The 7,281-nt window shown below is 38.5% G+C and carries 10 protein-coding genes; 7 read left to right on the top strand and 3 right to left on the bottom strand.

Translation table 11 applies throughout. From position 1 onward, the window contains the following. The first annotated feature begins 21 nt into the window (after window positions 1–21). A complete protein-coding gene (locus BCU84_RS18200) occupies window positions 22–216 on the top strand; it encodes a hypothetical protein (RefSeq protein WP_055026529.1) in 195 nt (64 codons plus the stop codon). A 22-nt stretch (window positions 217–238) separates the two neighbouring features. Here BCU84_RS18200 and BCU84_RS18205 read toward each other — a convergent pair whose 3' ends face one another. From BCU84_RS18205 to BCU84_RS18215, 3 genes are all read right to left on the bottom strand, one after another. After that, window positions 239–667 carry a hypothetical protein gene (locus BCU84_RS18205; RefSeq protein WP_102529484.1) on the bottom strand — a complete coding sequence of 143 codons (429 nt, stop codon included), beginning with the start codon at window positions 665–667 and terminating at the stop codon, window positions 239–241. Window positions 668–789: 122 nt separating this feature from the next. Beyond that, window positions 790–1,560 (bottom strand): replication initiation protein, encoded by a 771-nt coding sequence (locus BCU84_RS18210; protein WP_157936243.1) that lies wholly within the window; start codon window positions 1,558–1,560, stop codon window positions 790–792. A 113-nt stretch (window positions 1,561–1,673) separates the two neighbouring features. Continuing rightward, complete coding sequence (locus BCU84_RS18215) at window positions 1,674–1,907, bottom strand: hypothetical protein (RefSeq protein WP_055026536.1); 234 nt, start codon at window positions 1,905–1,907, stop codon at window positions 1,674–1,676. Between the two features lie 871 nt (window positions 1,908–2,778). On the opposite strand from BCU84_RS18215, the gene BCU84_RS18225 reads away from it, so the two are divergent. The 6 genes from BCU84_RS18225 to BCU84_RS18245 all read left to right on the top strand — a co-directional run. Beyond that, a complete protein-coding gene (locus BCU84_RS18225; protein WP_055026534.1) occupies window positions 2,779–3,681 on the top strand; it encodes a phage integrase N-terminal domain-containing protein in 903 nt (300 codons plus the stop codon). 208 nt (window positions 3,682–3,889) lie between these two features. Beyond that, window positions 3,890–4,141: a hypothetical protein gene (locus BCU84_RS18230; RefSeq protein ID WP_055026533.1), complete on the top strand. Its 252-nt coding sequence runs from the start codon at window positions 3,890–3,892 to the stop codon at window positions 4,139–4,141. Further along, window positions 4,131–4,283: a hypothetical protein gene (locus BCU84_RS20755; protein WP_157936244.1), complete on the top strand. Its 153-nt coding sequence runs from the start codon at window positions 4,131–4,133 to the stop codon at window positions 4,281–4,283. The genes BCU84_RS18230 and BCU84_RS20755 overlap by 11 nt, the downstream gene beginning before the upstream one ends. 203 nt (window positions 4,284–4,486) lie before the next feature. Then, window positions 4,487–5,980, top strand: coding sequence for a hypothetical protein (locus tag BCU84_RS18235; protein ID WP_055026532.1), 1,494 nt, complete (start codon window positions 4,487–4,489; stop codon window positions 5,978–5,980). A gap of 631 nt (window positions 5,981–6,611) precedes the next feature. After that, window positions 6,612–6,917, top strand: a complete 306-nt coding sequence (locus BCU84_RS18240) for a type II toxin-antitoxin system RelE/ParE family toxin (RefSeq protein ID WP_055026531.1) — start codon at window positions 6,612–6,614, stop codon at window positions 6,915–6,917. Window positions 6,918–6,989: 72 nt separating this feature from the next. After that, window positions 6,990–7,281, top strand: a 292-nt coding sequence (locus BCU84_RS18245; RefSeq protein WP_102529485.1) for a HigA family addiction module antitoxin, incomplete at its 3' end; no start/stop codon positions are given.

The raw sequence follows: 7,281 nt of genomic DNA on the forward strand, positions 1-7,281 counted from the left end.
TCGCCTAAATTATGAGGCCTTATGAATATACCGATTGATATAGATTGCCCCGGCTGTAATAGAAGCATTAAGTTAAACGTGAATGAAATGGTTCCAGGAAAAAAAATCAACTGCGGTAATTGTAAGGCTGAAATAGAATTTACCGGAGATGATGGACGTAAGGTACAGAGAGAGCTAGATAATCTAGAGCGTGCTTTAAAAAAATTAGGTAAGTAATAAGGGGCGGATAAGCAATGGTTTATCCGCCCTTATTGTATTTGTTTTTAATTTCATTTCGTAGAACTATATCAGCGATGCATGTGGCGTTTTTAGGCCACAGGGGATCATTCTCTGGTCTATTCTCACTAGGGGACTCATGTTTGTATACGAGTCTGTTAGTGAGGCTTGTTATTTCCTTTCTCATTTCAGACTGCTCTTTTATTAGCATATCTATCGCACTTAACAAATCTTCATATGAGGGTGTTGCTTTGTGTTGTTTTTTTTCGTTTTTAGGTGTTGCAACTGGTTGCAGTTCTCCGTAAACCCTGATTAATTCAGAGGTTTCAACCAAGGGGAGCCCATCCCTATCTCTTTCGATGGAAAGCTTACCTGTGCTAATGTGCCGCCATATCGTAGTTCTGTTTTTACCTACTAGTTTAGCTGCTTGTGACAGATTGACTTTAGCCATGTTGCACCTTTTATCTATTCATCAAGAGATGAGGTGTTGCTTGTGTTGCAGTTATTGTACAGCATTACTTTTGGGTTAGCAGCTAGCCCAACTATTCTTTAAGGTTTTATAGGATGGTAGTGTTAAAATAAATTCAATTGATCACATGGTTTAAATTTAAACTCAAGGCTATCTACAGAGCGTCCTTTTTTAATAGCTCTCCAGGTTACGTCAATTTCATTCTGTGTGAGGATTTGTTCAATCGCAGGTTCAATAACTTTTTGCCTAATTTGAGAGTATTTGTAGCTTTTGGGCGTATCCATAGCATGGCGGAAGTCTTTTAATGAAATGCGAATCAAGCGCTCTTCATTGGCTGGTTTTTTGGTATTAGCAAACTGCGCCATTAGTTCCCATAAGCGCCATGAGTAACCACTGGTAAGGGCTACTGTAGATTTAAGTTTGTATTTTGTGTATTGGTCCTTAAGGCTGAACACTAAGTGTGGGATTGTCTTTTGCCCGAACGTTGCTTCAACCCACCCTTCTCCGTGGTGGTAAACTACCCCTTCAAGCCAGTTGTATTTAAATTCTTTTTTCCCTTTTGGAGTGTCTTGTATTACACGCCAATAACGGTCAAAGAATTTGTCTGTACCTTTCAATAAATCTCTATAAGCAATGTTCATCGGGATGTCGAAAGTTTCTGAGTATTCTGCTGCTGTAATTCTGATTGTGGCGTCTTGGACTGGGATTACACGCCCTAATGCCTTTCTGTGTTTACTATTATCAAACTTTGCAATAAATAGGGCTACAATACGTTTTTCAACTAGCGTCAGTCCGTGAGCTGCACGAGTTATTGCGTGACTAATCGATATTTGCAGGTCTGTCATCTTGTATTCTTTATTTTCAGCAACTTCCATAACCATCAACTAAGTACAATTAGAATTTGTACCTTTTTTATCATGGGTACACTTAGTAAGTCAAACCTCATCGGTTGCTGGTACATTTAGATTGTAAGCTGTGGATTAGACCATCAAAAAGGTACACTTAAACCATCAAAAAGGTACACCTCACCATCAAAAGGGTACATTTCACCATCAAAAGGGTACATTTGCGATTTTTTACTCCTCTGTAAGCCTTGGCGCAACTGGCCTGTAGCGATCACCACTTTCCCTAAAAACGTTTTTAAAAACGATCTAAAAACGATCTTTTTAAAAGGTAAAAGCATTGTGGATAAATCCACATCAAAGAAAAAATGAATCGGCATTTCTTGGCTAACGCCAAGGCCGAAAACAAGCGAAAACCGAAAGGTTCGCTTTGCCTACGGCCGTTAACCGGTATTTGAAGTTGGAACTTGATTTAAAAGCATGTTGCTTCGCAACTGTCTGGCAGGAATATCAAATCTAAGGGGTCTAATTCAAGGTTTAAGACGTTTTTAGCTAAAAAGCGTGGACTTGTGGGGTTTGAATCAACAAAAGAGCTAAAACGCTTCCTGGCGCCTCTGAGCATGGGCCGATTAGCGAAGTCTATCAGTCCATGAGAAGTGGCTAATTTCTCTGCTTGAATATCAAATTTGAAAAAAGTAACAGTTTCAAGTTTGATAGCCCTAGTATCTGTCACTTGGAGGAACGGCAAGTGACAGATACGGCAAACCTACAGTGCTCCTTGGCTTCACTTCTCCAAACTGCAATCACAGCAACATTCTCAAAAGTTGCTAATAGCAACTTTCCGTTTGTCATCGACAAAAAACAGATAGAGAATTGAGGTTCAAATCTCGCATCCCTCGATGCTTATATCAAAATATTAAAATATGGAAATATCAGATTGGTTTTCACTGAAACCAACTTTAAAGCTCCAAATCAAATTGGGTGTAAGCACGCAATTTCAACACTAAATCAGGAGCACACTTAACCTTCAACCGATTGGCAAATAGGAAATCCCAACATCACCTTGCAGGATTTTTAAAGTTCAAAAGAGCTGACTGCAAACGGCTTAATTTAGGCTATTAATTCAACAAAGCTTACCGCTAAAAGCGGCTTTCATATTCACATTTCGGGTATGAAATGGCTTAGAAAACTAACCGACTGAAGTTGAATTTATTGAAGGTAAAAGTTTTAAACAATGAATGAGTAGGGCTTATGGCGAAGGGTAAACATAATTTAAAGTGGGAGCTGACAAGGCTTTGTAAGCAGCAGCATCAGTCAGCGATGAGAGCTAAGCAGGAAGGCTTTGCAACCCAAAAAAACCGCACTGACATTTTACGCTTGTGTGCTGACCAGCTAAAAGTCGGTGGATTTCGCAATATGAGCGTCAAATCCCTCAAGCCAAAGCATGTTGAGCACTTGGTTAAGCAATGGCACAGCGAAAATATCGCTACTGGCACGATTAAAAATCGTATGAGTGCATTGCGTTGGTGGGCTGAAAAAATAGGTAAAAAAGACGCAATAAATAAGGGAAATGAAGCTTACGGAATTGCAAAGCGAGATTTGGTGGGCGCTGCGAACGCCAAGGCCAGAGAGTTAGACCTGGTTAAATTGACAAGCATTAAAGATCCAGCGACATCAATGGCGTTGGAACTGCAAAGAGCGTTTGGTTTGAGAAAAACAGAGGCTATTTTATTTCATCCTAAGACGGGGTGGAATGGCGATTCGATCACGCTAAAAGGTTCAACATGCAAAGGCGGTAGGCCACGAACTATCCCGATCACTAACCAACATCAAACCGCTTTATTAAATCGTATTACTGCCACTGTTGGTGACGGTTATCTCATCCCTGTTAATCGTAATTTAAAGCAGCAGCTGGAGATTTATAAGCACGAATGCGGTAGAGCTAAGTTAGATAGGAACCACGGCTTGAGGCATCGTTTTGCTAGGGATCTTTATCAAGAATTATCAGGCCATAAATGCCCTGCCGATGGCGGGGTAAAACGCACTGAAATGACAGATTTGGAGCGACAAAGAGACAATGAAATCAGGCTAGAAATCTCTAGAGCATTAGGCCATGAAAGAATTGGCGTTGTGTCCGTTTATATTGGGGTTTAATCTTCCTTTTTTGCTTCAAGATATTCCTTTCTAGTCTTGTAAACAAAGCGCCCATAGACGATAAGAAAAACCGATATAGCAATAAGACTTATGAGCAGTGGGTAATTCATTTAGCCCCCTTGATGTGACAACTTATAATCAAAATATATCTTGAATTTGTAACATTATCAATTTACCTTTGAATTTGTAACTTATTCAAGGTGGAATTATGGAAAAGAAACAACATGGTGGTGCTCGCCCTGGTGCAGGAAGAAAAACAAAATACGAAAACACCGTGGTTATGCGTGTTCCAGAGAAATATAGGGGGGCGGTTAAGGCGCTGATTACACATTTAGATGCGACCGACATGATTGATAAAAACTATTCCGCAGTAGAATCTAAACCCGTTTACTTACGCTCTTTGCAAGATAAAAGTCAGCAGATAACCTTTAAAACAGAAGCGCCTAAAAATGAAATCTAAAGCTGAATTAATGGCAGAACTGGAGAGCTTAATGTTAGAGCTTAATGAGCTTATGGATATGCCTGCTGACTCTCCAGAAGTGAAATCTTGGTCAAATCGAGTCCTTGAAATTAAGGAGCAATTGAGCCAAAAAATACACTGAGAATACATCTTGAGTACGTAACCCTTTTCAAGTGGCTGATGGCCTAATTAACATGCTGATTGGCGAATATTTAACCTCTTGGTAGAGGGTGACACCTAAGTTGTTAATGAATTGTTTAATTCTCCCTCTCATATGTTACTCTCGCCCCACTGATGGAGGGCGGTATTAGATTTATCGTGAGTAAATAATAAAATGGAGTTTTTATGATAAAAAAAATTGTAGGGTTAGGACTTTTATTAATAGGTTTTGAGGCTGGTGCAACATCACCTCCACAGCCTGCACCCGACATTTTTAATGAGTGTTATCCCAGTAGCTTAATTAAACTTGAAGCTGAATTCGACATTCCTAAATACAAAAAGTTTCATATACCCAAAGGTGAGTCTTTTAAGAAATGTTTTCAAGTTTCTGGGCATTCTGATGACGTAGGGTTATTGGTTGTACGTACATCGGTAACCAATAATGATAAAATTTCTGTAGTAAAAGGGCCTTATAACCTTCTTAGTAAAGGTAAACCTAACATATCACTAGCAATGAAAAATGTAAGTCGTGAAGTTTTTAATTTGTCAGACTCGTTTGGTGCGAGACAAGATGCAACTTTATATCCTCTATTCAGTGTCGCCCCATCAACAGAGGAACGGACGATTGTTTTTGGGTATGAACTTACTGATAAAGGCTCACTTGCTTTAACAGTTGGTGTAACTACAGATGAACCTGTTAAATACGTCCCCAACAAAGAAGAGCAACTGTCCCCTCAATATTCATCAGGAATAGGTGAGGTGGATATACCTAAATATCTAAATAGTGAAGGTGTAGTATCGGGAGTTGATAGCTCCCTTTTTTATGGGGCAAAAGGAAGTAATGCTGGAAATTGCCCCGTGAACAGTTTACCTCCTGCAAACATTAATCAGGTTGCACCACTTAATGGTTCTCTTGCAATAATAGAATCCCAAAAAGGAAGTTATTATTCAGATAATCCAGCCATTCAAAAAGGTATTGACATGTTCTTTCAAGGTGGGGCTGATCAGAAGTATGCTAGTAAATCAGCTTTAGCTACCACAGCTTTTTTAGTGGCTGATAAATATAAAGATAATAATGATCAGTACTCATTTGTTATCGGGGCTGCAGCTAAAGTAGCAGGAAGCTCTTCTCCTGCCGCTCTTTTAGGAACTGTTGGTGGGAATATCAATAACGACCTTGTTAACAAAGGGAGTAATTATGCTAAGCATTATTTGAAAGACAGTAATCGACATAATATTAAGGATTCCTGTGATAGAGAACCGGTTGAAACACCTGGGAAGTGCACTGTACCAGAAAGGCATAAAGACTTTTCAATGGTCTCCACTTCTGCGGTAAAGTATGAACAGTATCCTTTTGATTATGGAGAAGGTGTTGATTTATTGTTTGAGATCGATGCGTTTGAAAAGCCTGATGACTTTTGGTTAGTTGCTACAGGTGGTGATACTTATCCTTCTAGAAGGATTTTAGAGGTTCGAAACTTACGCTATAAAATGACACAATCTTTTTTTAATTATAGTACTAAAGCATCAGGTGAGATATATATGAATGCTAGCGCAAGGGAAAGTAGTTCTGCAATCTCAATAAAAGTGACTTGCACCGTTTCGAAATCAAACAGTCACAGTAAGGATGATAATATTATTATTATCCCACCCCCGCAGGAACCTATAGAAGTAATGTAAAAATAGGATTAACTTTATACCCCCTCCCTCAGTTTTTGATAAACAAACTTCCTATTAGGGGTTTGTGCCCACTCAGTATTAATTATCTGGTTTGAGTATCTTAAAAGGCTTAAAGTAAATTAAGTCTTTTTATCGTTTTAAGTTGGAAAAAACCTTATAAATTTTTATCTAGAGTGGTTTAGTTTTATGATTTTTTTGTTTTCACTGAAAACAAAAGTGCAGAAAACTCGACTTTAAACCGCTATTCCCCCTCTGCTGTTACCGTTCTTTTTTTATACTGTGGAATGTGTTTTTTCGTATTAAACTTTCAATGGTTTTAACGGTCATTCGGCGGGTTTATATTGGTTAATTGTAGGTTTGGTCGTTTATTTACTCTGAACTGAGAGTTTAGATGGGTAAAGTAGGCTATTTAACATAACTGCCAATTGCGCGCAGTTTTAGGGTTGACACCTGTAACGTTACAGGTTACTATTGTTTTGTTGCAAATGACTACCCTATGAGAAGCACTCCGAAGAGAGTAAATATATTCAATAGTTTGGATAGTGTTATTTGGTAACAATGAAATCAAATAAAAGGATAAAACTATGAATTTATTTAATAATATTACAGCTTACATTCGGAGGTATTGGCATTGGCAATCAAAAGTTTTTCACATAAAGGGCTCAAGAAATTTTACGAAAATGGTGATGAGTCAGGATTAAATTCTAACCATACAAATGCAATTGGAAAAATATTGGATTTTATTGATGGTTCACACCACCCAAAAGACTTAAAAGCTATCTTTCAGAGAAAGTTTTCTGAAAAAAAGGGGTCTGGGTCTGGTGTGTATAGTATTGAAGTTAACGGGAATTGGAGGATAACTTTCCAGATAGTAGATGATGGAGCGATTTTTCTCGATTATCTTGATTACCACGGAAAGAAGATAAAATCTCGTTAGCTTTTAAAGACCACTATAATTAAGGTTGTAGTGGTATTTCTCCCTCTTAATTGGAGGGAATTTGGAGAAGAAATGAAGCAGACAAGAAAACCTACGCATCCAGGTGAATTTTTTAAATTTGCTGTTTTGGATGAGAGGGGGTTATCGATAACTTCAGCTGCAGAATATTTGGGTATTACCAGAAAGGCTTTGAGTGAGTTTGTTAATGGGAAAGCCAAGTGTTCTCATGCTATGGCTAGAAGGTTAGCCGAGTCTACGGGAACGGGCGTTGCTGTTTGGATTAACATGCAAGCAAAGCTTGATACTTGGGAGGCTGAAAATATGGAAAAGCCCGACAATATAAAGTTCTTACCTGAGGTGAATG

Source organism: Shewanella sp. 10N.286.51.B7, assembly GCF_002873615.1.
Classification (GTDB): domain Bacteria; phylum Pseudomonadota; class Gammaproteobacteria; order Enterobacterales; family Shewanellaceae; genus Shewanella; species Shewanella electrodiphila.

Coding starts and splice junctions, on each gene's coding strand:
- BCU84_RS18200 (WP_055026529.1), top strand. CDS start 22: ATGAATATACCGATTGATATAGATTGCCCCGGCTGTAATAGAAGCATT.
- BCU84_RS18205 (WP_102529484.1), bottom strand. CDS start 667: ATGGCTAAAGTCAATCTGTCACAAGCAGCTAAACTAGTAGGTAAAAAC.
- BCU84_RS18210 (WP_157936243.1), bottom strand. CDS start 1,560: ATGGAAGTTGCTGAAAATAAAGAATACAAGATGACAGACCTGCAAATA.
- BCU84_RS18215 (WP_055026536.1), bottom strand. CDS start 1,907: ATGCCGATTCATTTTTTCTTTGATGTGGATTTATCCACAATGCTTTTA.
- BCU84_RS18225 (WP_055026534.1), top strand. CDS start 2,779: ATGGCGAAGGGTAAACATAATTTAAAGTGGGAGCTGACAAGGCTTTGT.
- BCU84_RS18230 (WP_055026533.1), top strand. CDS start 3,890: ATGGAAAAGAAACAACATGGTGGTGCTCGCCCTGGTGCAGGAAGAAAA.
- BCU84_RS20755 (WP_157936244.1), top strand. CDS start 4,131: ATGAAATCTAAAGCTGAATTAATGGCAGAACTGGAGAGCTTAATGTTA.
- BCU84_RS18235 (WP_055026532.1), top strand. CDS start 4,487: ATGATAAAAAAAATTGTAGGGTTAGGACTTTTATTAATAGGTTTTGAG.